The organism is Roseobacter sp. YIN89 (genome assembly GCF_057219365.1).
This window is the reverse complement of the sequence record NZ_JBXVVD010000001.1, coordinates 1,185,581-1,208,387: the sequence shown is the minus strand read 5'-3', so window position 1 is coordinate 1,208,387 and position 22,807 is coordinate 1,185,581. Positions and strand designations below refer to the sequence as shown.

21 protein-coding genes and 1 tRNA gene are annotated in these 22,807 nt (G+C 57.5%); 10 read left to right on the top strand and 12 right to left on the bottom strand.

Annotation, left to right across the window (positions count from 1 at the left end; genetic code table 11):
• Window position 1: 1 nt before the first annotated feature.
• Window positions 2–3,085 carry an efflux RND transporter permease subunit gene (locus tag AC2D8V_RS06015; RefSeq protein WP_484732604.1) on the top strand — a complete coding sequence of 1,028 codons (3,084 nt, stop codon included), beginning with the start codon at window positions 2–4 and terminating at the stop codon, window positions 3,083–3,085.
• Here AC2D8V_RS06015 and AC2D8V_RS06010 read toward each other — a convergent pair.
• Genes AC2D8V_RS06010 through AC2D8V_RS06000 form a run of 3 tightly spaced genes read right to left on the bottom strand, consistent with a single transcriptional unit; the run spans window position 3,082 to window position 6,037 of the window.
• Entirely contained in the window at window positions 3,082–3,837 is a 756-nt protein-coding gene (locus tag AC2D8V_RS06010; RefSeq protein WP_484732603.1) for a maleate cis-trans isomerase family protein, read from the bottom strand. The genes AC2D8V_RS06015 and AC2D8V_RS06010 overlap by 4 nt on opposite strands.
• Complete coding sequence (locus AC2D8V_RS06005) at window positions 3,837–4,994, bottom strand: M24 family metallopeptidase (protein WP_484732602.1); 1,158 nt, start codon at window positions 4,992–4,994, stop codon at window positions 3,837–3,839. Before AC2D8V_RS06005 ends, AC2D8V_RS06010 begins: the two co-directional genes overlap by 1 nt.
• Window positions 4,994–6,037 carry a pyridoxal-phosphate dependent enzyme gene (locus AC2D8V_RS06000; RefSeq protein WP_484732601.1) on the bottom strand — a complete coding sequence of 348 codons (1,044 nt, stop codon included), beginning with the start codon at window positions 6,035–6,037 and terminating at the stop codon, window positions 4,994–4,996. Before AC2D8V_RS06000 ends, AC2D8V_RS06005 begins: the two co-directional genes overlap by 1 nt.
• 99 nt (window positions 6,038–6,136) lie before the next feature.
• On the opposite strand from AC2D8V_RS06000, the gene doeA reads away from it, so the two are divergent.
• The 3 genes from doeA to AC2D8V_RS05985 are packed head-to-tail and all read left to right on the top strand — an operon-like array spanning window position 6,137 to window position 9,709.
• Window positions 6,137–7,312: an ectoine hydrolase DoeA gene (gene doeA, locus AC2D8V_RS05995; protein WP_484732600.1), complete on the top strand. Its 1,176-nt coding sequence runs from the start codon at window positions 6,137–6,139 to the stop codon at window positions 7,310–7,312.
• Between the two features lie 5 nt (window positions 7,313–7,317).
• Complete coding sequence (gene doeB, locus AC2D8V_RS05990; protein WP_484732599.1) at window positions 7,318–8,313, top strand: N(2)-acetyl-L-2,4-diaminobutanoate deacetylase DoeB; 996 nt, start codon at window positions 7,318–7,320, stop codon at window positions 8,311–8,313.
• Window positions 8,314–8,338: 25 nt separating this feature from the next.
• Window positions 8,339–9,709: an aminotransferase gene (locus tag AC2D8V_RS05985; RefSeq protein WP_484732598.1), complete on the top strand. Its 1,371-nt coding sequence runs from the start codon at window positions 8,339–8,341 to the stop codon at window positions 9,707–9,709.
• Here AC2D8V_RS05985 and AC2D8V_RS05980 read toward each other — a convergent pair.
• From AC2D8V_RS05980 to paaZ, 3 genes are all read right to left on the bottom strand, one after another.
• Window positions 9,706–10,368, bottom strand: coding sequence for an HAD-IA family hydrolase (locus AC2D8V_RS05980; protein ID WP_484732597.1), 663 nt, complete (start codon window positions 10,366–10,368; stop codon window positions 9,706–9,708). The genes AC2D8V_RS05985 and AC2D8V_RS05980 overlap by 4 nt on opposite strands.
• 3 nt (window positions 10,369–10,371) lie before the next feature.
• Window positions 10,372–11,130, bottom strand: a complete 759-nt coding sequence (locus AC2D8V_RS05975) for a hypothetical protein (RefSeq protein ID WP_484732596.1) — start codon at window positions 11,128–11,130, stop codon at window positions 10,372–10,374.
• 71 nt (window positions 11,131–11,201) lie between these two features.
• On the bottom strand, window positions 11,202–13,241 hold the full coding sequence (gene paaZ, locus AC2D8V_RS05970) for a phenylacetic acid degradation bifunctional protein PaaZ (protein ID WP_484732595.1): 2,040 nt from the start codon (window positions 13,239–13,241) through the stop codon (window positions 11,202–11,204).
• Window positions 13,242–13,336: 95 nt separating this feature from the next.
• Between paaZ and paaI the strand changes: the two genes are divergently transcribed.
• From paaI to AC2D8V_RS05955, 3 genes are read left to right on the top strand one after another with little or no spacing between them, the layout of a single operon-like run.
• On the top strand, window positions 13,337–13,765 hold the full coding sequence (paaI, locus tag AC2D8V_RS05965; protein ID WP_484732667.1) for a hydroxyphenylacetyl-CoA thioesterase PaaI: 429 nt from the start codon (window positions 13,337–13,339) through the stop codon (window positions 13,763–13,765).
• Between the two features lie 12 nt (window positions 13,766–13,777).
• Window positions 13,778–15,088: a phenylacetate--CoA ligase PaaK gene (gene paaK, locus AC2D8V_RS05960; protein ID WP_484732594.1), complete on the top strand. Its 1,311-nt coding sequence runs from the start codon at window positions 13,778–13,780 to the stop codon at window positions 15,086–15,088.
• A gap of 5 nt (window positions 15,089–15,093) precedes the next feature.
• Window positions 15,094–15,696 carry a TetR/AcrR family transcriptional regulator gene (locus AC2D8V_RS05955; protein ID WP_484732593.1) on the top strand — a complete coding sequence of 201 codons (603 nt, stop codon included), beginning with the start codon at window positions 15,094–15,096 and terminating at the stop codon, window positions 15,694–15,696.
• Here AC2D8V_RS05955 and AC2D8V_RS05950 read toward each other — a convergent pair.
• Genes AC2D8V_RS05950 through pcaF form a run of 6 tightly spaced genes read right to left on the bottom strand, consistent with a single transcriptional unit; the run spans window position 15,693 to window position 20,485 of the window.
• Window positions 15,693–16,763 (bottom strand): 2Fe-2S iron-sulfur cluster-binding protein, encoded by a 1,071-nt coding sequence (locus AC2D8V_RS05950; RefSeq protein ID WP_484732592.1) that lies wholly within the window; start codon window positions 16,761–16,763, stop codon window positions 15,693–15,695. The genes AC2D8V_RS05955 and AC2D8V_RS05950 overlap by 4 nt on opposite strands.
• A 10-nt stretch (window positions 16,764–16,773) precedes the next feature.
• Window positions 16,774–17,247, bottom strand: coding sequence for a 1,2-phenylacetyl-CoA epoxidase subunit PaaD (gene paaD / locus AC2D8V_RS05945; protein WP_484732591.1), 474 nt, complete (start codon window positions 17,245–17,247; stop codon window positions 16,774–16,776).
• Window positions 17,241–18,020 carry a 1,2-phenylacetyl-CoA epoxidase subunit PaaC gene (gene paaC / locus AC2D8V_RS05940; protein WP_484732590.1) on the bottom strand — a complete coding sequence of 260 codons (780 nt, stop codon included), beginning with the start codon at window positions 18,018–18,020 and terminating at the stop codon, window positions 17,241–17,243. The genes paaD and paaC overlap by 7 nt, the downstream gene beginning before the upstream one ends.
• Window positions 18,020–18,304, bottom strand: coding sequence for a 1,2-phenylacetyl-CoA epoxidase subunit PaaB (gene paaB / locus AC2D8V_RS05935; protein WP_484732589.1), 285 nt, complete (start codon window positions 18,302–18,304; stop codon window positions 18,020–18,022). Before paaB ends, paaC begins: the two co-directional genes overlap by 1 nt.
• A 4-nt stretch (window positions 18,305–18,308) precedes the next feature.
• The gene (gene paaA, locus AC2D8V_RS05930; protein ID WP_484732588.1) at window positions 18,309–19,286 is read right to left on the bottom strand and encodes a 1,2-phenylacetyl-CoA epoxidase subunit PaaA; all 978 of its coding nucleotides are present in this window, start codon (window positions 19,284–19,286) and stop codon (window positions 18,309–18,311) included.
• 2 nt (window positions 19,287–19,288) lie between these two features.
• Window positions 19,289–20,485 carry a 3-oxoadipyl-CoA thiolase gene (gene pcaF, locus AC2D8V_RS05925; RefSeq protein ID WP_484732587.1) on the bottom strand — a complete coding sequence of 399 codons (1,197 nt, stop codon included), beginning with the start codon at window positions 20,483–20,485 and terminating at the stop codon, window positions 19,289–19,291.
• Window positions 20,486–20,647: 162 nt separating this feature from the next.
• Between pcaF and AC2D8V_RS05920 the strand changes: the two genes are divergently transcribed.
• From AC2D8V_RS05920 to AC2D8V_RS05910, 3 genes are all read left to right on the top strand, one after another.
• The gene (locus AC2D8V_RS05920; protein ID WP_484732586.1) at window positions 20,648–21,682 is read left to right on the top strand and encodes a zinc-binding dehydrogenase; all 1,035 of its coding nucleotides are present in this window, start codon (window positions 20,648–20,650) and stop codon (window positions 21,680–21,682) included.
• A gap of 120 nt (window positions 21,683–21,802) precedes the next feature.
• Window positions 21,803–21,888, top strand: a tRNA-Leu gene (locus AC2D8V_RS05915).
• 436 nt (window positions 21,889–22,324) lie between these two features.
• Window positions 22,325–22,636 (top strand): bactofilin family protein, encoded by a 312-nt coding sequence (locus AC2D8V_RS05910; RefSeq protein WP_484732585.1) that lies wholly within the window; start codon window positions 22,325–22,327, stop codon window positions 22,634–22,636.
• Window positions 22,637–22,807 lie beyond the last annotated feature (171 nt).

Below are 22,807 nucleotides of genomic sequence, written 5' to 3'. Positions count from 1 at the left end.
GATGAAAATCGCCCGCGCCTCGATCGAACGGCCGCTCTATACTTGGATTTTCATGCTGTTTTGCCTGATCGGCGGGGCGGTCGGGTATCTTTCTGTTGGCAAGTTGGAAGACCCGCTTTTCACACTGAAATCTGCTCTGGTGATCACCCCCTACCCCGGCGCATCTGCGGCGGAGGTATCCAGTGAAATCTCCGAAGTGCTGGAAGCCGAGATCCAGCAGATGGACGAGATCAAGACGATAACATCGCGCAACACGCCGGGCGTCTCAGTGATCGAAGTCGAAGTGCGCGACAGCTACGATGGCGACGCCCTGCCCCAGGTATGGGACGACCTGCGGGACCGCGTCGCGGATGCCGCGGCCGATCTGCCCGCTGGTGCGGAGCCATCAATTGTGAACGATGATTTCGGGGACGTGTTTGGTATTTTTTATGCCGTGACCGCGCCCGGCTTTACCGATGCAGAAATCTGGGAAATTTCCAATTATCTGAGACGCGAGGTCCTGTCAGTCGATGGCGTGGCGAATGCCCAGATCATGGGATTGCCGGAAGAGGCAATTTTCGTTGAGCCGGATAGCAATACTGTCGCCAATCTGGGTGTCGACCCCGGTGTGATCCTTAACGCGGTCGCCACTGCCGATGCCGTAGTCCCGACCGGCACGGCACCGTCGGGCGCGCAGGATTTGCGGATCGATGCACCCACAGGTGAAGACTCCGTCGACGAGATCGCCGGGCTGTCCATCGGTTTCGGCGGCGAAGTCGTCAATCTTCTCGACATCGGGACTGTTTATCGCGGGCGGGTTGCCCACCCAGAGCACCTGATCCGCCACAACGGCACGGATGCGTTCACGCTTGGCATTGCTGGGCTGTCTTCGCGAAACATCGTAACTGTTGGTAAGTCGGTCGAGGCTCACCTGAAAGGGATTGAAACGATCCTTCCGCTCGGCGTCGCGCTGCATCCGATCTATGAACAGCACCGCGTCGTGGATGAAGCCAACGCGGGGTTCTTGACGAGCCTCGCCATGTCTGTCGGCGTCGTCATCACCGTGCTCGCTCTGTTCATGGGCTGGCGCGCAGCGCTGGTCGTTGGTCTGTCGCTTTTGCTGACAGTGACATCAACCTTTTTCCTGATGTTCCTGTTTGACATCAAGATCGAACGCATCAGCCTTGGTGCCTTGATCATCGCGATGGGGATGCTTGTAGATAACGCCATCGTGGTCGCCGAAGGTATGCAGGTGGAGATGCGCCGCGGGCGCAAGGCACCGGAAGTCGCCGATGAGGTTGCTGGCAAGACCCAGATCCCCCTGCTCGGCGCAACGATCATCGGGATTATGGCCTTTGCCGGTATCGGCCTTAGCCCGGATGCATCCGGCGAGTTTCTGTTCTCTCTATTTGCTGTGATCTGCATGTCACTCATTTTGTCGTGGATCGTTGCTGTTACTGCGACACCGCTCTTGGCTGGTTATTTCTTCAAGGTCGGCGGCATCGCAGATGGCGAAGACCCTTACGGCGGGCGCCTGTTTCGCGGATACGGCACTTTGGTGCGCGGTGCGCTTCGGGTACGTTGGCTGGTCATAGTAGGGCTGATCGGAACCACAGCCGTCTGTGTCGCGGCATTCGGGCAGGTGCGTCAACAGTTCTTCCCAGCTGCGAATACGCCGATTTTCTATTTTAACTACAAGGCAGCTCAGGGCAGTTCTATTTTCCAGACGAGCGACGACCTGAAAGTTGTCGAAGACTGGCTTTTGCAGCGCGACGACGTACTGTCCGTCACCGGCTCCTCTGGTCAGGGCTTCACCCGGTTCATCCTTACATACGATCCCGAACCGGTTGATCCGTCGCTTGGGCAACTGTTGATACGGGCCGAAAGCTTCGAAGCAATCCCCGCCATCAGGCGCGATCTGGATGTATTTGCCGCGCGAGCGTTGCCGTGGGCAGAAACCCGTTCCGAACAAGTCATATACGGCCCGCCCGTTGGCGCCGATGTCGAGGTGAGGTTCTCTGGTCCTGACCCCGATGTCCTGCGTCGTATCGCAGATGAAGCGCTTGAAATACTGGAGACGGCAACGCCTGATCTTCATACGGAACACACCAACTGGCGCGAACGGGAACTGGTAACCGTTCCGGTGTTTGCCGAAGATCGCGCACAGGCAGTTGGCGTCGCGCGGTCGGACGTCGCCACCGGCATCGCACTGGCTACGGATGGCATCCGAGCCGGCGTCTACCGCGAACGCGAAAGGCTGATCCCGATCATTATCCGCACGCCTCGCGAAGAGGTCGCTCAGCCCGGACAACTGCTTGACCAGATTGTTTGGTCTCCCGCACTGCAAGACTATATCGCGCTTGACCAGATGATTGACGGATTCACAGTCGAAGTCCGCGACACGTTGATAGAGCGGCGCAACCGCGTGCCGACGCTGAGCGTTCAGGCCAATGTGATTGATGGCGTGACACCACCCACGGCATTTGTCGAAGTGCGTAGTGCCATCGAAGCAATCGAATTGCCCCCCGGTTATAAAATGGAATGGGGTGGTGAATTTGAAAGCGCAGGCGATGCGCAGGCGTCGCTTGGGCGGCAGATGCCCCTGAGTTTCGGTGTTATGCTGTTGATCACGATTTTGCTCTTTGGAAGTCTCAGACAAGCGGCAGTGATCTGGACGATCGTGCCGATGGCCGTGAACGGGGTCGCACTCGGCCTTCTGTTTACCGGCGTGCCCTTCAGTTTTACCGCGCTTTTGGGTCTGTTGTCATTGTCGGGCATGTTGATCAAGAACGCGATCGTGCTGGTCGAGGAAATCGATGCGAAAAAGAGCGAGGGCCTGATCCAACACGACGCAATTGTTACCGCATCAATCAGCCGTCTTCGCCCAGTTGTTCTGGCTGCGGGGACAACCATTCTCGGCATGGTGCCACTGCTGGCTGACAGTTTCTTTGTTGCGATGGCTGTGACCATCATGGCCGGTTTGGGTTTTGCGTCTGTGCTCACACTGATCGGGGTGCCTGTGCTGTACCACACTTATTTCCGGCGCGAACGGATCGCAGACAAGCAGGCCAAAGGAGGCGACGCCCCGTCAGCCGTGCCAGCCTAGGCAATATGCGCAAACAACCGTCCTGGCGCGCCGGACGATGGATCTAGTCCGGTCTTGCGCATCAGGTGCCACGCCAGCACCTGATTACTGGTCAGGACCGGCATGCCAAGCGCAGCTTCCAGCGGTTCAATCACATCTATCGCGCGCAAGTTGGTACAGGATAGGAAAAGCGCATCAACAGGCGTATCTGACTGGCCAATTAACGATTGTGCTGCGTCGATGATTGACCTGCTATCAATTCTCACGACGACAGCTTCGGTCCCAACGTCAAAACTGCCAAACAATGGAGTCTCAACACCATTTTGGCTCAGAACCTCGCGAAGCCGTTCGGAGACCTCGGACACATAAGGGGACAACAGCGCCAAGCGCTTCAGGTCAAGCGCGCCACAGGCCGCGATAAGCGCCGACAGGGGTTGCGTCACAAATGCCGACGGTGCCCCGTCGCGTATTTTTGCGGCAACTTGATCCGGGCCGATTTGCGCCGTACCGGATGTGCATCCGTACCCAACAGCGTCAAACTGTATACCACGCGGAAACAGAGCGGCTGCAGCGGTCAGGTGGCGCTCCATTGACGCCAGTGTCTCACGCGTGACCTCCATTTCGGACGCGACACGTGAAACGAGGCATTCGGCATCTTGTGGCAACATCCGGCGCAGATCGCCTTCTATGGTTTCATCGGATTGCAAAGCAATCAGACCAAGCCGCGGTGCCGTTATTTGCTGTGTCTTGTATTCAAAAACCGGTTCATCCATCAGTCAATCACCACGATGTTGTGATCGGACGGCAGTGAAAGCCATTCGGCGCCCGTTTCGCCGATCACGATATTTTCTTCATGTACCATGATCCGCCCGTCGCCCAGATCGATACCAGGTTCGAGCGTCAGAACCATGCCGGGTTCAAGAACTGTCTCGTCAGCCGGGATTAGCGATGGCGGTTCGGTCAGTTGCATGCCGACTCCATGGCCTAACCGGCCCGCATCCGATCCGCCTTTGCCGCGTGTGCAGACTGCATCCATCGCTGCAAACAGATCGCACGCTCGTTGACCGGGTTTCGCGATCTCAAAAGCCGCCTCGGTCGCCTCGATCAGGCGCTCATGCGCATCAGCTACGGCAGCCGATGGCGGTCCAATGGAAAAATTGCGATCAAAGTCACAAAAGTAGCCCTGAACCGTCAAACCAGTATCAAGCATCAGCACATCACCACGCTCAAGCGGCGTATCACCGGCAGGAGAAATCACGTCGCGATAGCCGCCCCGCCCCGCGCCACCTGCAAGATACGGAATAAAGTCCGCGCCCTCCATCAGACACAGCATCTGGAACCGTCGAAAAACTTCTGAAAGCGGGACACCGTCTCTCGCAATCTCGGGCACCCGGTCGAATGCACGGCTGGCAACGCCGCAGGCCTGCGCCATCACCGCGATTTCCGCCTCTGACTTGACTTGGCGCAGCCCGCGCATGACGCCACCGGCGTCGACGAGCTCTCGTGGTTTTAACACGTCGCGCAAGCGCTCAAGATCGGCCAGAGGCATCCGCAAAAGCGTCTCTCTGCCCATCGGAAGCCCGATGCGGGCGGTGGGGCCGGTCACCTCGGCGAGCGTTTCAGCCAGCAGGCTGACGCCATCATCCGTGTAGTCGGGCGCGCGCCAGCTTCGGATATCGTCTATCCATGTGGTCTGCATCAAAGCAACGCCGATAGACGGAATAACCGCAATCGGCTTTCCGACGGCCGGCACGATCAGAAACCAAGGGCGCGTAGGGCTTTCCCAAAAACGGGTCAGGAACCCAGAAAAGTAGCGCACCTCCGGTTCTGTCGTCATTAGCAAGGCGTCCAATCCCGCTTCGGCCATGCGGTGTTGTGCGCGCGCTGTTCGCTCTTGGAACTCCTGCACAGGGAATACTACGTCAGACATCAGGAATCCGGCATTTCGCTGAGGACGAGCAGAACACGGGATGTGTCGCTTAACTCCAAGGCCCCTTCGGACGATGCGGCCAAAAGCGCGGAGACGCCCGCTGCACCCGAAGGCGTTGACGCAATCCCAGCATCCGCAGCCCGCATCGTGCCAAAATCTGCCTCTCCTTCGCTGATCGTCAGAAAGTGATCGGCATCGCGCGCAAGGCTCTTTAACGCAATCAGTGAAGGCTCCTTGCAATCGAGCCTTCCCATCATCGACACCGGCCCCGGTGCAACGACAGGAGCGCCCGCTTTGACCGACGCGGTCAGCGCTGGTGCGGCCTCCGGCTCAACAACAATAATCTTGGGCGCATCTCCCCAAACGGCGCGCGCGTGCGCGGCGCAAGCGCCTGCCAATCCCCCGACACCCGCTTGCAAAAAGATGTGAGTTGGAGGGGTCGGGATTTGCGCGACAGCTTCGGCCATGAGCACCAGATAACCCTGCATCAGGCGATGTGGACGCTCGAAGTATCCAGGCCACGAACTATCCGAAAGCAGGGTAAGTCCCTTTTCTTCGGCCGCTCGCGCAGCCGCTGCCATGCTGTCTTCGTAGACTGCACCTTCGCGGATGACTTCTGCGCCTTGTTCCCGCAACCGTTCTGCAAACGCTTCGGGTACGGTTTCAGCGATGTAGACCTGCGCCTTGGCCCCGAAGGCGGCAGCGCCAGCCGCCACGGACATGCCGTGGTTGCCCGCACTGGCGGTGACATAGGTGCGCGCCGATGCGTCACCGCTGGCCGCGTCACAGGCTATCACATAAGCGGCCCCGAGCGCCTTGAAGCTGCCCAGCCCCATGCGGCCGCGTTCGTCTTTTATATGAACTGATGCGACACCGGTGTCCTGAGCGAGAGTAGTGGCGTCGATCAATGGTGTCCTTGCCGCACGGGGGCATCGTGATGTCAGCGCCTGCGGCGCGGCCGCATCTGCTGCCGTCCAGGGTATCTCGCCGAGTGCGGGGTGGTCTAGTCCGGCACCTTTGTATGGGTTGTCCAATATATCCATAGCCGCATAGCAACCCGCTTTTGTCCTCGCGGTCAATGACGCGCTTGCGAAGACGTTTTTCCATGATACCGTCGCACTGTCTTTCCAAAGGGATGCGCCATGCCGGACCTTCCGTTTTCTCGCGACGAGTACGATCTTCGTTTGCACAAGGTGCGCCGTTCTATGGATGCGCGCGGTCTGCAAGCGTTGTTTGTTACCGACCCGTCCAATATGGCATGGCTAACGGGTTACGACGGCTGGTCTTTTTATGTCCACCAAGGCGTGTTTCTGACACTCGAAGGCGAGCCTGTCTGGTGGGGGCGTGCAATGGACGCGGTGGGCGCTGGCCTGACCACCTGGCTGGTTGCCGATAACATCCGCGGATACGATGACAGCTATGTCCAGAACCCGGACAAACACCCTATGTCTGATCTGGCGGACCTCATCCGCGCCCGGACCGCTCCGGACGCGCGCATTGGTCTTGAGATGGACAATTATTACTTTTCTGCGGCAGCTTTTCTCTGTCTGCAACAGACCCTTGGTGGGATGCAGTTCTCCGATGCCACGGGGTTGGTGAACTGGCAGCGGGCGGTCAAGTCGGAAACGGAACTGACCTATATGCGCCGTGCGGCCCGGATTGTTGAAGCCATGCACCGTACCATCCGTGATCGTGCAGAGCCGGGGTTGGCCAAGAACCAGTTGATCGCGGATATCTACCATACCTCAGTTGCCGGAGCAGAGGGGCATTGGGGGGATTATCCGGCCATTGTCCCGATGGCACCTTCTGGTGTCGATGCGACAGCACCGCACCTGACTTGGGATGACAGCCCACTGCGCGCCGGTGAGAGCACATTTTTCGAAATTGCCGGCGCACACCGCCGCTATCAGTGCCCTCAGTCGCGCACATTGTTTTTGGGCAAACCACCGCAGAAATACCTTGATGCGGAAAAAGCCGTATTGGAGGCTGTCGAAGCCGGGCTGGAGGCCGCGAAACCGGGCAACCTCTGCGAAGACATTGCGCGGGCATTCAACACGACGCTGAACAAACTCGGATTTGAGAAAGACAGTCGGTGCGGCTATGCCATCGGCCTGTCGTACCCCCCCGATTGGGGCGAGAGGACGATGTCCTTTCGCGCTGGCGACAAAACTGAATTGCAACCGGGTATGAGCTTTCACTTCATGCCCGCGCTATGGCTGGATGATGGCGGTTTGGAAATCACCGAACCGATCGTCATCACAGAAACCGGTGTCGAGTGCCTGTGCAATACTCCGCGCGAACTGGTTATCAAGGAGTAAGGCCCTTGCGCGATTCTCCCATCAGCGCCACGATCGATTTTGACCGCGACGGCGTGCATCACGGGCACTTGCGTCTGCCACATAGCCATGATGGCAGCGCATGGGGCTCCATCCCAATTCCCATTACGATGATCCGACGCGGGCAAGGACCCTGCGCCTTGCTTACTGGCGGCAATCATGGCGACGAATATGAAGGCCCCGTTGCCTTGCACGAGCTTGCTTGCAACCTGTCGACAGATGAGGTGAGCGGGTGCATTTTTATCGTTCCTTCGTTTAATCATCCTGCATTTCTCGCCGGCACCCGTACGTCACCGATAGATCAGGGCAATATGAACCGCGTGTTTCCAGGCCGACCGGACGGCTCGGCGACTGAGAAGATAGCCGACTACTTTCAGCGCACTTTGTTACCCAAGGCCGATGTGGTGCTGGATTTCCATTCCGGCGGCAAGACTTTGGATTTTCTGCCCTTTGCCGCGTCTCACATTCTCGAAGACAAAGAACAGGAAAAACGCTGCCGCAAAGCCCGGGATGCCTTTAATGCGCCTTTCAGCGTTGAAATGCGCGAGATCGATGCTTTGGGCATGTACGACAACGCGGCCGAAGAGCTTGGAAAAACATTTGTCACAACCGAACTAGGCGGCGGTGGCACCGCCACGCCCTATACGTTGAACATCGCGCGGAAAGGTGTGAGAAACCTGCTGGTTCACGCAGGTATTCTGCACGGAGCGCCGCATATTGAACCAACTGTACATCTGAGCCAACCGGACGACGACTGCTTTCACTTTGCGCCCTGCGGTGGCCTGATCGCTTTTGATCAGCCGCTTGGCCAATCTGTGCGTCGTGGAGACCGGCTGGCACAGATCTGGGATCCGCATGCGACGGGGCAGCCGCCGTTCGTCGTACTGGCGCAGCGTGACGGGATGTTGACAGCGCGGCATTACCCGGGCCTCATCCAGCCGGGTGATTGCCTTGCCGTGCTCGCCGTACCCGATCCGACCTGACCCCCAATTTCGAAAGGAGACTTCCATGCTCAAGAATGACCAACTGGACGCCTGGGACCGGGAGAATTTCTTTCATCCCTCAACTCACCTTGCCAAACATGCAAGAGGCGACACGCCCACGCGCATCATCTCGCGCGCATCGGGTGTCTACATCGAAGATCGGGACGGCACACGGCTGCTCGACGCTTTTGCAGGGCTCTATTGCGTAAATGTCGGATATGGGCACACGGAGATTGCGGAGGCGATCGCTGATCAAGCGCGAGATTTGGCCTATTATCACTCTTACGTCGGCCACGGGACCGAAGCATCGATCACCCTTGCAAAGATGATCATGGACCGGGCGCCGGCGCATATGTCCAAGGTCTATTTCGGGCTGTCCGGATCGGATGCAAACGAGACCAACGTCAAACTGATCTGGTACTACAACAACATTCTCGGTCGCCCCGAGAAGAAAAAGATCATCTCGCGCCAACGCGCCTACCATGGTTCGGGTTTGATGAGCGGGTCGCTCACGGGGTTGGGGCTTTTTCATGCAAAATTCGATCTGCCGTTCAATCAGGTACTACACACTCACGCGCCCTACTATTACCAGCGGCCAGACCCGGCACAGCATGAGGCCGATTTTACCAAATGGCTTGCAGCCGAGTTGGAAGCGTTGATCGAAGCGGAGGGCCCGGAGACAATTGCTGCATTCGTCGCGGAACCGATGCTGGGTACCGGCGGCATTGTACCACCTCCTGAAGGGTATTGGGCGGCCATCCAGCCGATACTGGAGAAGCACGAGATTCTACTGGTTGCGGATGAGGTCGTAACCGGCTTTGGCAGGCTCGGCAGCATGTTCGGGTCCGACCACTACGGTATCAAACCGGACCTGATGACGATCGCAAAAGGGCTGACATCGGCATACGCCCCCCTTTCCGGATCAATTGTATCGGACAAAATGTGGCGGGTACTGGAACAGGGCACCGATGCCCATGGGGCGTTTGGCCATGGCTGGACTTACTCAGCGCACCCAATCTGTGCCGCTGCCGGTGTCGCCAACCTCAAGCTTATCGACAGCCTTGATCTGGTGCGCAACGCGGGCACGGTCGGCCCCTATCTGACCGATGCCTTGTCTGATGCATTGAGCAAACATGATCATGTAGGAGAAGTGCGTGGCGAGGGCATGCTGTCTGCCGTCGAGCTCGTTTCAGATAAAGGCCAACGTCTGGGCTTTGACCCGGTGGGCAGTGTTGCACCGCAAGTCGTCGCCAAAATGCAGGAACACGGGGTCATTGCGCGCGCCATGCCTCAAAGCGATACAATCGGCTTTGCGCCGCCCCTTAGTCTGAGCAAAAAGGAAGCAGACCAGATTGTGTCGGCTACTGTTGCTGCCATTTCCGAGGCGATTGGCTAAAATCCCCACGCCGCGAGTTGCCCCGCGCCCCAGTCATCAAAGCGATGCACTGGATTAAGTTGAGGTAAGGGATGATTAAGATAACCACCGGTAAAGAGGCGAAAAGATACGCCCGCATTTCCGGATGTCTCATAGTCCACTGCGCTGTCTCCCACATAAAGTGAGGTGGCAGCGGTCGCGCCCAGCGCCGTAATCGACGCGAGCAACGAGGCGGGATCAGGCTTGCGCGCCACGCCTTGGCGGGCACCGGTTATATCGTCGAAAAAGTGACTCAACCGGAGCGTTTCACACATTTCGCGCGCGTCTTTCTGCGGCTTATTGGTGCATACTCCCATTGGGAAGCCGTCTGCTTTCAGCGCGTCAAGGCAATCCACCACCCCGGCGTACGGTCGGGTCAGTACTGTCTTTTGTGTTGCGTAATCATCAAGAAAATCGCCGATGGCCTGTCGGCGTAATGCCTTGTCAGCACCGCCCGTCGCGGCGAGTGCCCGGGCCACCAGTTGGCTGACACCGTTGCCGACAAAACTCTGCACCACATCCTCCGACAGTGACGGGCGCTCAAGTGCAGTCAGCACTCTGTTGAGCGACACCTGCATATCCGGAACGCTATGTACCAAAGTCCCATCGAGGTCGAAAATAATGGCTTCAGGTCGGATCATGTTTCAGGTGCTTTGTTTATGAGTGGTCACATGACCTGAGAATGCGATACGGGGGGTCTGGTCAAGAAAATCCGTGACCGCCGCATGGCACGCCGCCAAACCGCCCTCAGGGACAAGGCCGATATGCGCCCATGTGCCCGTACGCAGCGCCAGACGTCGCCAATGGTGTAAAACAAGCAGGCGAAACGCGATTTTGTCTTGCGGCCCGAAGTCTTTTCGCGAAGCCGGATAGGCAACAAGCGCGTCAAGCAGCGCCTGTGCATTCTGATACAAGACGTCCGGCACCAGCTGACGCGCACACCATTCTGGCAAGCTTTCTGTCGCCGCCTGCAGCAAAAGTGCGTCCGGTGCTTTGACACGCGCTACGGCGGGGAACAAGACGACATCGCGGGAAACGGCGATCGCGGGGGGCGACACGGCGGCGTCCGGCAACACCAAGAAATGCCAGCCCTCGGCGTATTTCACATCTGTACGGTATATATCTGGGGCTGCCGCCCGCGTTTCCTTTTTTCCGCTGTTTGACAAAGTATAGACCGCTTCGCGCCCGCGGCGCGACGTCACGATCCATCCATCACTTTTGAGCCGGTGCAGCGCCACACGTATGGTTTCAGGCTTAACACCAATGTGGCTGAGAAGTTCGCGTATTTGCGCACCTGTCAGCCTGTCTCCGTCGAGATCTCCGAAAAGCGTGACGATCAGCGACCATGTTTTGATCGTCTCACGTGTGGCCAGGTCGGTGACAAGGTGATGGGATGCCTGCAAGGAATTTCCGGTCGGATGGCTTGGTCAGTAGCCTGAGCTTAGCACAGCCCTGTGGCGGCTGCCTATGCTACTTACGTCGCCTGATGGGCGTTCATCGTTAACAGTTCGTACTCCGCAACAAGTTCATCCAATTGATTTGTCAGGCTGACATGCCACCGCACCTCGCCGTAGTCCTCGTTGCGCGGGGTTTTGTGCTTTACCGTGATACGTACCTTGATGCTATCGCCTGCCGAAACAGGCTTCATAAAGCGCAAAGCGTCAAGCCCGGTGTTGGCTAGCACCGGTCCTTCGTCGGGTTGCACGAAAAGGCCTGCCGCAAAGCTGAGCAATAGATATCCGTGCGCGACACGACCCGGAAAGAACGGGTTTCGCTTGGCTGCGGCATCGTCCATGTGAGCGTAAAAGGTATCGCCGGTGAAGGCAGCAAAGTGTTCGATGTCCGACAGAGTAACTTCGCGCGCATCGGTATGATGGGTTTCGCCGATGGTCAGATCGCGAAACCCGCGCTGGAAAGGATGCAATTTCGCGGAGATCTCAGCGCCGCCGGGCACCCAGCGACGGCCGACCGCTGAAAGGATATCGGGGCTGCCCTGAACGGCGGTGCGCTGCATGTAGTGCATAACGCCGCGCACCCCGCCCATCTCTTCTCCGCCGCCCGCCCGACCCGGCCCACCGTGCACCATGTGGGGCATGGGCGCGCCGTGTCCTGTCGCCTCTTTCGCTGAAGTTGCGTTGTTGAAATAAAGCCGCCCGTGGAACGCTCCTGCACCCAGCACGACCTCGCGCGCGACATCCCCGGAAGATGTGAAGACTGACGCGACAAGACTGCCTTCGCCCCGGTTTGCCAGCGTAATGGCATGATCCAGATCTCGGTAAGGCATCACTGTCGAAACCGGACCGAATGCTTCTATCCTGTGGATTTCAGCCGCGGCATCCGGATCGTCGCAATGATACAACATCGGCGGCAGGAACGCGCCAGCACGCGCCACATCTCCAAACAAATCAAGGTGAGCCGGATCGCCGACGACACGTTCGGCCTCTCGGCCGATCTGGCTTGCCTTTTCCATTACATCTTCGCGTTGCTGTGCTGACACCAAAGCGCCCATTTGCGTCTCGGGTGCACGCGGGTCACCAACCACGATGCCTTCCAACCGGCTTTTCAAGGAAGCAATTACCGCAGGCACCTGTTGGTGCGGCGCGATGATGCGGCGGATCGCGGTGCACTTCTGCCCTGCTTTGGTGGTCATCTCGCGAACCACCTCATCGACGAATATGTCAAATTCTGCGCTGCCTTCTATGGCATCAGGGCCGAGGATCGTGGCGTTAAGACTATCCTGCTCTGCAATGAAGCGCACAGACTGCGACAAAAGCCGTGGCCGGGATCTCAGCATTAGCGCGGTCTGGGCCGATCCGGTAAAGCTGACCACATCCTGTGCATCCAACTGGTCGAGCAGGTCGCCAAGCCCACCACAAACAAGCTGCAACGCACCATCAGGCAGTATGCCGCTTTCGATCATCATGCGAACCGCCCGTTCGGTCACATAACATGTCGCTGTGGCAGGCTTTACAATCGCGGGCATCCCCGCCAGCCAAGCCGGTGCTAGCTTTTCCAGCATACCCCAGACCGGGAAATTAAAGGCGTTGATATGTACCGCGACGCCTTGCAACGGTGTGCAGACATGCTGGCCTTGAAAGCATCCGCTGCGCGAAAGCTGCTCCAGTCCACCATCAAGGTAGACGTGCCCGTCCGGCATCTCGCGCCGTCCTTTGGAAGCAAAGACGAACATCGTGCCGATACCGCCGTCGATATCAAAGGCGTGGTCCTTTTGTGTAGCGCCCGTGTCATACGAAATTTCGTAAAGCTGGTCTTTGCGTTCCTGCAGATAAAGCGCCAGCGCCTTGAGCAAGCGTGCACGATCATGGAAGGTCAAAGCACGTAGCGCAGCGCCCCCTTTTTCGCGCGCGTGGTGCAGCATTTCTGCCGTGTCCAACTGCTCGACGCCCGCCCGTGCAATTATGTCGCCGGTGATCGCCGACCGGATGTTCCGGGCGCTGCCGTCAGGGTCGCGCCAGCGTCCCGCTACAAAACTTTGCACCTGCTGGATCGTCATTAAGTTGCTTCCCACTGCTTTATTGACCAACCGGTCGGTTTATGTATTCTGCCCGGAATACTCCAAACGTCAATAGAAGGCAGCACCCGATGACGATGTCGGATCAGGAACGGGCCGAGAAAGCCGCCGCCGCACTTTGGTCGGGCGATCAGGCCAGCCAGCATTTGGGCATGAATGTAGAGGCCATATCTCCGGGGTGCGCCGTACTTGCGATGACCGTGGACGCGCGCCACACCAATGGGCACGGCACATGTCATGGCGGCGTGATTTTCACCCTTGCAGACAGCGCCTTTGCCTTTGCCTGCAACAGCCGCAATCAAGCCACCGTTGCGCAGCATGCCAATGTGACGTTCATGGCGCCAGCACAGGTGGGTGACCGGCTTGTCGCCACCGCACGCGAAGTGACGCAGCGCGGTCGAAGTGGCGTATACGACGTGCAGGTAACCAACGATGCCGGCAGCACAATTGCCGAATTCCGCGGCCTTTCCCGAATGGTGCAAGGCACCCTTTTTGACGAAGCGTAAAGGAGCTTTTGCATGAAAGACCTGACCCCTGACCGTGACAGTCTAGAGCCGATCGAAATCGCATCGCGCGACGAGATCGAGGCGCTTCAGCTTGCACGGCTGAAAACATCGCTGCGCCATGCATACGATAACGTTGCAGTTTACCGCGAAAGGTTCGATGCCAAAGGGGTGCACCCAGATGACGTGACCTGCCTGTCTGATCTGGCGCGGTTTCCCTTCACATACAAAGATGACCTGCGGGCGAATTACCCGTTTGGTCTGTTTGCGGTGCCGCGCGAACAAATCGTACGGCTGCATGCCTCTTCTGGCACAACCGGCAAACCCACTGTCGTCGGCTACACTCAGAACGACATTGACACTTGGGCTGATCTGGTCGCCCGCTCTATGCGCGCCAGCGGTACGAGACCCGGTGACATAGCACATATCGCCTATGGTTACGGCCTGTTTACCGGCGGTCTAGGGGCGCACTACGGCGCAGAGCGCCTTGGCTGCACGGTTGTGCCTGTGTCAGGTGGCATGACAGAGCGGCAGGTAACGCTGATTGAAGACTTTCGCGCCACAACCATCATGGTCACACCGTCCTACATGCTCAACATTCTCGAGCAATACCAAAAGGCAGGGATTGATCCGCGCAAATCACCATTGCAGGTGGGGATTTTTGGCGCGGAACCGTGGACAAACGCCATGCGGACAGAAGTTGAAGAGGCCTTCGACATGCATGCGGTGGATATTTACGGGCTTTCCGAGGTCATGGGACCCGGGGTTGCCAACGAGTGCGTTGAAACGAAGGATGGGCTGCACATCTGGGAGGACCACTTCTTTCCGGAGATTATCGACCCGCATACGGGTGATCCCGTTCCTGACGGCGAGATCGGAGAATTGGTTTTCACGACACTCACCAAAGAAGGGTTGCCGATGATCCGCTACCGCACCCGCGATCTGACGCGGTTGCTACCCGGCACGGCACGATCCATGCGGCGCATGGAAAAGATCACAGGGCGCGCGGACGATATGATTATTCTGCGCGGGGTAAACGTCTTTCCCACGCAGATCGAAGAACAGGTTCTGGCATTGCCGGAACTGGCTCCGTATTTTCAGATCGTACTGACCCGCGAGGGACGCATGGATGCCATGACGGTCCATGTCGAAGCGACCCCGCAAGCGGCCGACGCGTCAGCCCGAGCCATTGCCACGCAGGCACTGACACAGAAAATCAAGGACGTTGTCGGCGTCAGTGCTGCCGTTGTCGTTGGAACACCGGGCACTGTGGAACGTTCGCAAGGCAAGGCACGCCGCGTGATCGACAACCGTCCCAAGGATTGAAGCGCATGGTGCGAACGATCGCCAAGGATCACGATGCCAAACGACGCCGCATCCTGTCGGTGGCTGCACAGGTGTTTGCCCGAGACGGGATTGCTCGCGCCTCTATGAACGAAGTGGCCCGTGCCTGCGGAATTTCAAAAGCCAACATCTACCACTATTATGACAGCAAGGACGATCTGGTTTTCGATATCCTCGACACTTATCTGGCACGGCTGCGGGATCGGATATGCAGCTGCGATCTCGCAGACCTGCCCCCGTCAGAGCAGCTTCATACCCTGACATTAGAATGCCTGCTGGCCTATGACGGCATGGACAACGAGCACAAAATACAGGCCGAAGGTTTACCCAGCCTGTCACCTGACCGGCAGGAAATTCTCAAAGGGCACCAGCGCGCGCTTGTGGCCCGGTTGGGAGAAGTTCTTGCGGCATGCGCCCCTGAAAAACTGGGAAATGACACAGTGGCAAGGCGCGAGATTACCATGTCGGTTTTTGGCATGTTGAACTGGTTCTACATGTGGGCACCGCGCGCCAGTCGTGCCGAGCGCAAGCATTATGCAGCCACAGTGGCCGATCTGACATTGAACGGGCTGCGAAACGCTAGGGTCTAATGCCCCGCTGCGTCGTAGTCCCAGACAACTGGCGTGTCGGACACGGGATAGCACTGACAAGTCAGCACGAAACCAGCCTCTACCTCGTAGTCCTCTAGCGCATGGTTCGCAACCATCTCTACATCGCCTTCCAAAACCTGTGCCTTGCAAGTGGAGCAGACACCTGCTTTGCAAGCAAACGGGGCGTCAAGCCCCCCACCCAGTGCCGCGTCCAGCAAGCTGGTTTCTGCAGGGATCGCGATGCGGGTTGCGACGCCTCCCATCGTGACGCGGCCCGGCACGCCTTGTGCACCGACTTGCGTATCCGCAACTTTCTGCGGCAACCTTCCGGGCTGTCCGCTTGCAAAAAGCTCAAACCTGATCCGCTCCTTGGCGATGCCGTGCGCCTGCAGCGCTTCGGAAATTGCCAGCATCATTGGCTCTGGGCCGCAGATAAAAGCCATATCGACCGTTGAGATATCGATCCATTTCGCAAAAAGTGCCGCACACTTCTCGCCATCCACCCGTCCTCGGAACAAGTCGATCTCTTGCGCATCGTCTTCCAGAACGTGGATCACGTTCAACCGCCCGATATATCGGTTCTTCAGATCTTCGAGTTCTTCACGGAACATGATCGTGGCAGGCGAGCGATTGGCATAGACCAGAGTGAAACGAGCACCGCTATCGTTTTCCAGATCTGTGCGCAGAATGGACAAAATGGGTGTGATGCCCGACCCGCCGGCAAATGCAAGAATGTGTGGGCTTTCAGTGACGGGTTCGGTATAGAAATTGCCCATTGGAGGCATCGCATCGATCACCTCACCAACGCTAAGACCGCTGTTCGCCCAAGTCGAAAAAGCGCCGCCTGAAACCCGCTTTATCCCCACCTGCAAGGTGCCCGCGTCGCGGCCCGCACAAATTGAGTACGACCGGCGCAACTCTTGCCCGTCAAAATCACGGCGAAAGGTCAGGTACTGCCCTTGGGTAAATGCAAATTTCTCGGCATTTTCAGGTTCCAGCGTCACCACAACGGCATCACGGATCGTCTTTTCAATCGCGGTTACTTTCAGAGGGTGAAATTGGCTCATACGCGCGTCCTCAGATGCACTTGAAATAGTCAAACGGTTCAAGGCATTCAGCGCAGCGCCACTGTGCCTTGCAAGGGGTGGAACCGAATTGGCTGACCTTGTGCACGTCTTGTGACTTGCACCTAGGGCAGCGCTCCGGCCCCCCGGCCTCACGTGGCGGGGCAATGCCGTATCCTTCAAGCCGCGCGCGTCCCTTTTCAGACATCCAATCTGTCGTCCAAGGTGGCGCTATCTTTGTCTCTATCTTCAGATTGGCCACTCCTTTGGCGGACAATGCGGTTTCAATGTCCATCGCGATAACAGCCATTGCAGGACACCCGGAATAGGTAGGCGTAATGGTCACGGTAACCGAAGCACCGTTGACGGAAACGGCGCGGACAACGCCGAGATCTACTACGGAAATAACCGGGATTTCCGGGTCTGGCACCGCCTCAAGCCATGCCCAAACCTGCCGCTCGGTAATATGTGCGTCCGCCGTTACCACACGGCACCGGGGTGCGAGCGTTGCAAGACTTGCATGGTCGCCAGCATGTGGCCCAGATGCTCTGTGTGCCGCTTGCCACTGCGCCCGCCATGATGTGCAAAATCGCCTTCAGGTCTTTTCAGACAGGCAGAGGCCAGCGTCGCAGCCACAGTTTCCTCCCACGATGACCGAAGGCTTGATGGCAAGGGGGCGATACCCGCGTCGGCAATCGCACGATCGGTTCCATCGTCTTGAAAAACCTCACCTGCATAAGGCCAGAGATAATTCAGGGCCGCCTGCATTTTCTTGTTGCTCAGTTCGGTACCGTCGCCCAAGGCGATCACCGTTTCGCGCGACCGCTCGAGATGATAGATCGCTTCCTTGACTGATTTCGCCGCAATCTCTGCCACCCGCTCATCAACGGATTGCTCAAGCGCTTCCAGCCATGGCACTTGAAAAGCATCGAACAGAAACTGGCGCATCAAGGTACGGCCAAAATCGTGATTTGGCACTTCCAGCATCAAAAGGTTCCGGAAATCATAAGGATCACGCTGATAGGCCAGATCATTGGCGCTGCGCCCCGCGTCTTCCACTTCAGCGGCGTAACCGAGCCACAGTTGTGTCTGGCCAATGAGATCCAGTGCGGTGTTGGCCAGCGCAATATCCTCTTCAAGCACGGGTGCAACCCCACACCATTCCGATGTGCGATGCCCGAGCACCAACGCATTGTCACCCTGTCGCAACAGAAATTCGAACAAAGGCTTCGCAAAAGCGTCTGACAGCGGATGCGCCATTACATTTTCCCAGCGTCGTCAGGGATGTCATAGAACGTCGGGTGCCGATACACTTTGTCTCGCGCGGGATCGAACATCGGCCCCTTGTCCGAAGGGCTCGACGCGGCAATGTCATCCGCCTTGGCAACCCAGATACTGACGCCTTCGTTGCGCCGTGTGTAAACGTCCCGTGCATTTCGGATCGCGTGTTCGGCGTCTGCGGCGTGCAGACTGCCCACATGCCTGTGGCTCATGCCATGCTGACCTCGGATAAAAACTTCCCACAGCGGCCATTCTTTGCTCATTGCCCTACTCCGCCGCCAGTTTGCGTGCGGCTTTCTTCTCCGCATGCGCCACCATCGCATCACGCACCCACGCACCCTCGTCCCAGGCTTTGTTGCGTGTCGCCAACCGCTCTACGTTGCAAGGCCCATTGCCGGCCAGCACGTCGTGAAACTCCGCCCAGTCCGGCTCGCTGAAGTCGTAATGTCCGGTCTCATCGTTCCACTGCAGTTCCGGATCAGGCACAGTCAGGCCTAGATATTCTGCCTGTGGTACGGTTTCATCCACGAACTTCTGTCGCAACTCGTCATTGGTGTTCATCTTGATCTTCCAGCGCATGGATTGGGTCGAGTGGACAGAGTCCTTGTCCGAAGGGCCAAACATCATCAACGCGGGGTACCAAAAGCGGTTCAGCGCATCTTGGGCCATTCGCTTTTGCGCAGCAGAACCGTTCACCATTGTCATCATGAGGTGAAATCCCTGCCGTTGATGAAAGCTTTCTTCTTTGCAGATGCGCACCATTGCGCGCGCATACGGGCCATAAGACGTCCGTTGCAGCGGCACCTGATTCATAATCGCCGCGCCATCCACCAGCCAGCCCACAGCGCCCATGTCGGCCCAAGTCAGCGTCGGGTAGTTGAAGATAGAGCTGTATTTCATACGCCCGTCATGCAGCATTTCCGTCAGTTCGTCCCGGCTCACGCCAAGTGTTTCGGCTGCACAGTAGAGATAAAGGCCGTGCCCCGCCTCGTCCTGCACCTTGGCGAGGAGGTTGGCCTTTCGCTCAAGAGTCGGTGCGCGCGTGATCCAGTTCCCTTCTGGTAACTGGCCGACAATTTCAGAGTGCGCGTGCTGACCAATCTGCCGGATCAGCGTCTTGCGATAACCTTGGGGCATCCAGTCCTTGGGCTCGATCTTTTCGCCGGCATCAATGCGTGCCTGAAATGCCGCCAGCATTTCGGGATCTTCGGCACTGGCCTCGGACTTAATCATCTGTGCATACATTTTCAGACCCTCTCCAAAATCAGTGCCACACCTTGCCCGACGCCCACGCACATGGTGCATAGCGCATAGCGACCACGGGTTCGGCGCAGTTGGTAGGCAGCAGTCATCACCAGTCGCGCCCCTGACATTCCAAGCGGGTGGCCCAGCGCGATGGCTCCTCCGTTGGGGTTAACGTGGGCGGCATCATCCTCGATCCCCAGTTCCCGCAGTACAGCAATCCCCTGACTGGCGAATGCTTCATTCAATTCGATGACGTCCATCTGGCCGATCTGCAGGCTGGAGCGTGCGAGCACTTTGCGTACAGCGGGGACAGGACCGACGCCCATAACACGCGGCGCTACACCAGCAGCTGCCATCGCGACCACACGGGCCAGCGGCTCATAATCGCGCGCGGCCGCCTCATCGCCAAGCAAGAGTGCTGCCGCTCCATCGTTTACCCCTGAAGCGTTTCCGGCAGTAACCGTCTTGTCCGCACCATTAATGCCCTTCAACTTTGCCAGCTTTTGAATGTCGGTGCCCGTTCGAGGATGCTCGTCAACCGAGAACTGGACCGGATCGCCTCGACGTTGCGGGATTTCAACGGTCATCAATTCATCGTCAAAATAGCCTGCTGCCTGCGCCGCCGCGTAGCGCTCTTGCGATCGCGCGGCAAATGCATCCTGATCGGTGCGCGAAACACCATAGTCTTCGGCCACATTATCCGCAGTTTGCGGCATGCTATCGATGCCAAACGTGGCCTCCATTTTCGGGTTTACAAAGCGCCAACCGATCGTGGTGTCATAAATTGCATTTGATCGGCTGAATGCAGTTTCTGCCTTGGGCATAACAAACGGCGCTCGCGTCATGCTTTCAACGCCCCCAGCAATCGCCATGCGGTAATCGCCGGCCTTGATCCCGCGCGCGGCCATGCCAACGGCATCCATGCCTGAGGCACACAAGCGGTTCAACGTGATCCCCGGAACGGTTTCGGGCAAGCCCGCAAGCAAAGCCGCCATACGCGCCACGTTGCGGTTGTCCTCGCCGGACTGGTTTGCATCCCCCAAAATCACATCGTCGATGGCTTCCAGGTCGACGCCGGGGTTCCGACGTACCAGCTCGGCTATCGGCAGCGCGGCCAGATCATCCGTGCGCACTGACGCCAAAGCTCCGCCAAAGCGCGCAATTGGCGTCCTTACTGCGTCTATCAAATAGGCTGACATCACGTCTCCATCCACGAGCTCGGTTATCAGGATATCATGTTACGCAATACTTCGAAAGATGTAGATTTGGTAACATTTTTAAAATCACTGATGATCATCCCCGTGATTGCCAGATCAAAAGTCACAGGCTATCCAGCATTTGGAAAAGGGAGGAACCACACCATGCGCGCAGCTGTTGTCACTCAATTCAAGGAAGACCTCGGATTGGAAAACGTTGCTGACCCTACCTGCCCTGAAGACGGTGTGGTTCTGAAGGTACTGGCCTGCGGGGTCTGCCGTTCGGATTTTCACGGATGGGTCGGAGGGCATCCGAAAGTGACGCCCGGCTCCATCATGGGTCATGAATACTGCGGCACGGTCGTCGAAGCCGGCCCGCGCGCAACCCACAAGGTCGGAGACCGACTCATCGCGCCGTTTATCCTTTCTTGCGGATCGTGCCCATTGTGCCAGACTGGAAGTTCGAATGCGTGCGAAAGCGCGATTGTGCCCGGGTTCGGCGCGCCGGGCGCTTATGCGCAATATGTTGCCGTACCCCACGACCACAATCTCGTCGACTTGCCCGACACCATGTCACCTGCGCTGGCAGCTGGCCTAGGGTGTCGCGTTACCACTGCGTGGCATGCGCTGACTGATCGGGCACAGGTGCGTGCGGGCGACTGGGTAGCAATCCATGGTACGGGTGGCATTGGTCTGTCGGCGCTTTTGCTCGCCAAGATGCTCGGGGCACAGGTTGTCGTGGTTGACGTGGTTGCGGAAAAGCTTGAACACGCAAAGGGGCTTGGCGCTGATGCGGCGGTCGACGCCTCTAAAGAAAACGTTGCCGAAGCGATCCGAGATATAACCGGTGGTGGCGCGCAGGTCTCAATCGAAGCACTCGGGATCGCACAAACCACTAATGCTTCAGTCGAATGTCTTGCCACGCTCGGGCGGCATGTTCACGTCGGCATGCCTTCGGGTGATGGAATGATGGAACTCAACATCCGCGCGATCTATATGAAACAACTGTCCTTTTACGGTACGCGCGGCATGCCCAGTTGGAAGTATCCTCGTCTGCTTGACATGATAGAACGCGGCGCTGTCGATCTTTCTCCGATGGTGGCACGCGAAATCCCACTGTCGCAGGCCAGCGCAGAGTTGCGGGCCATGATGGGGCCGACCGCTCCTGGAACTGCAGTTATTACTGACTTCACCGCTTGATCCTGACGGCAAGCTAGAGTTTGGAAAGCATTTCCTGTGAGCCGCGTTTTTTACACATTGTTTTCATGGCTTTGTCGCCCTATTCAGACTACGGGGCAGTCGTAACGCGAAGACCCCTAAGCCCGCGTGATGGAATGGTAGACATAGGAGACTTAAAATCTCTAGGCGGAAACGCCGTGCCGGTTCGAGTCCGGCCGCGGGCACCAAATAACGAATTAATATTATTATATTTCAATCCATTAAATACCATCAATCGCAACCGATCCACCCGTGGGTTCCCCTTCTAGGCAACCTTAAACACAATTACCCGACGGCAGCGATAGCATAGCGCTGCAGCGTCATGAGTTTTGGCGAGGTGTCATCTGGCATCCGCTATTTGGTTGGTTGTCGACTCAGGGTGGCACTTTCCAACGCCATAGGCTGCAATGCGTGCATTCGCGCCAATTCGTAACTTTTGCAGCACCGGTCAAAATGGGCTCGAAGCGGTCATTCGACAATTCCAGATGAACTTCTGCTTCTGGGAGAGCCTGTGTCACCTGTGACCGGCGCTTACGAAAGTTGGCAACTTAAGCTTCAGTGTTGTGTTTGGCTGGAATGATTGTCAGGAAGGTTGCGTGTCCGTGCCAAAAGGAAGTCATACCTATGAAATCAGTAGTCGAAGAAGACCTAACCATAGAGGGCAATTTAGACGCAAAGGATGGTAGCGTCGAAGTCAAAGGCAAAGTGCTGGGTAATGTCACTGCCGCATCGGTCGAGTTACATCAGACCGGAAATTTAGATGGGAAACTCACTGCTGCCTCAGTTTCAATTGAAGGCAGCTATGAGGGGACCCTGAAATGTGATGAATTGCGGGTCGCCGCCACTTCAAAGATCAAGGGCGATATCTCCGCGAAAACTATGACAACGGAAGGTGGCGGTAAATTTGTTGGCAAAGTCAATATAACAGGCCCTTGATGCAGGGTTATATGACGATAAAATTGAGGCTGAAGTAGGATCGTTGCAGTCATTTGCTACGCTTCGCGTAAAAGTCTGGTTTCCGGTCTGTCACTATGTTTCAGGTCCAGGTCCCAGTTAATCGGACCGTCAAATGTAATCTTCCGTCGCCCTGCTATCAATCAGGGCGGC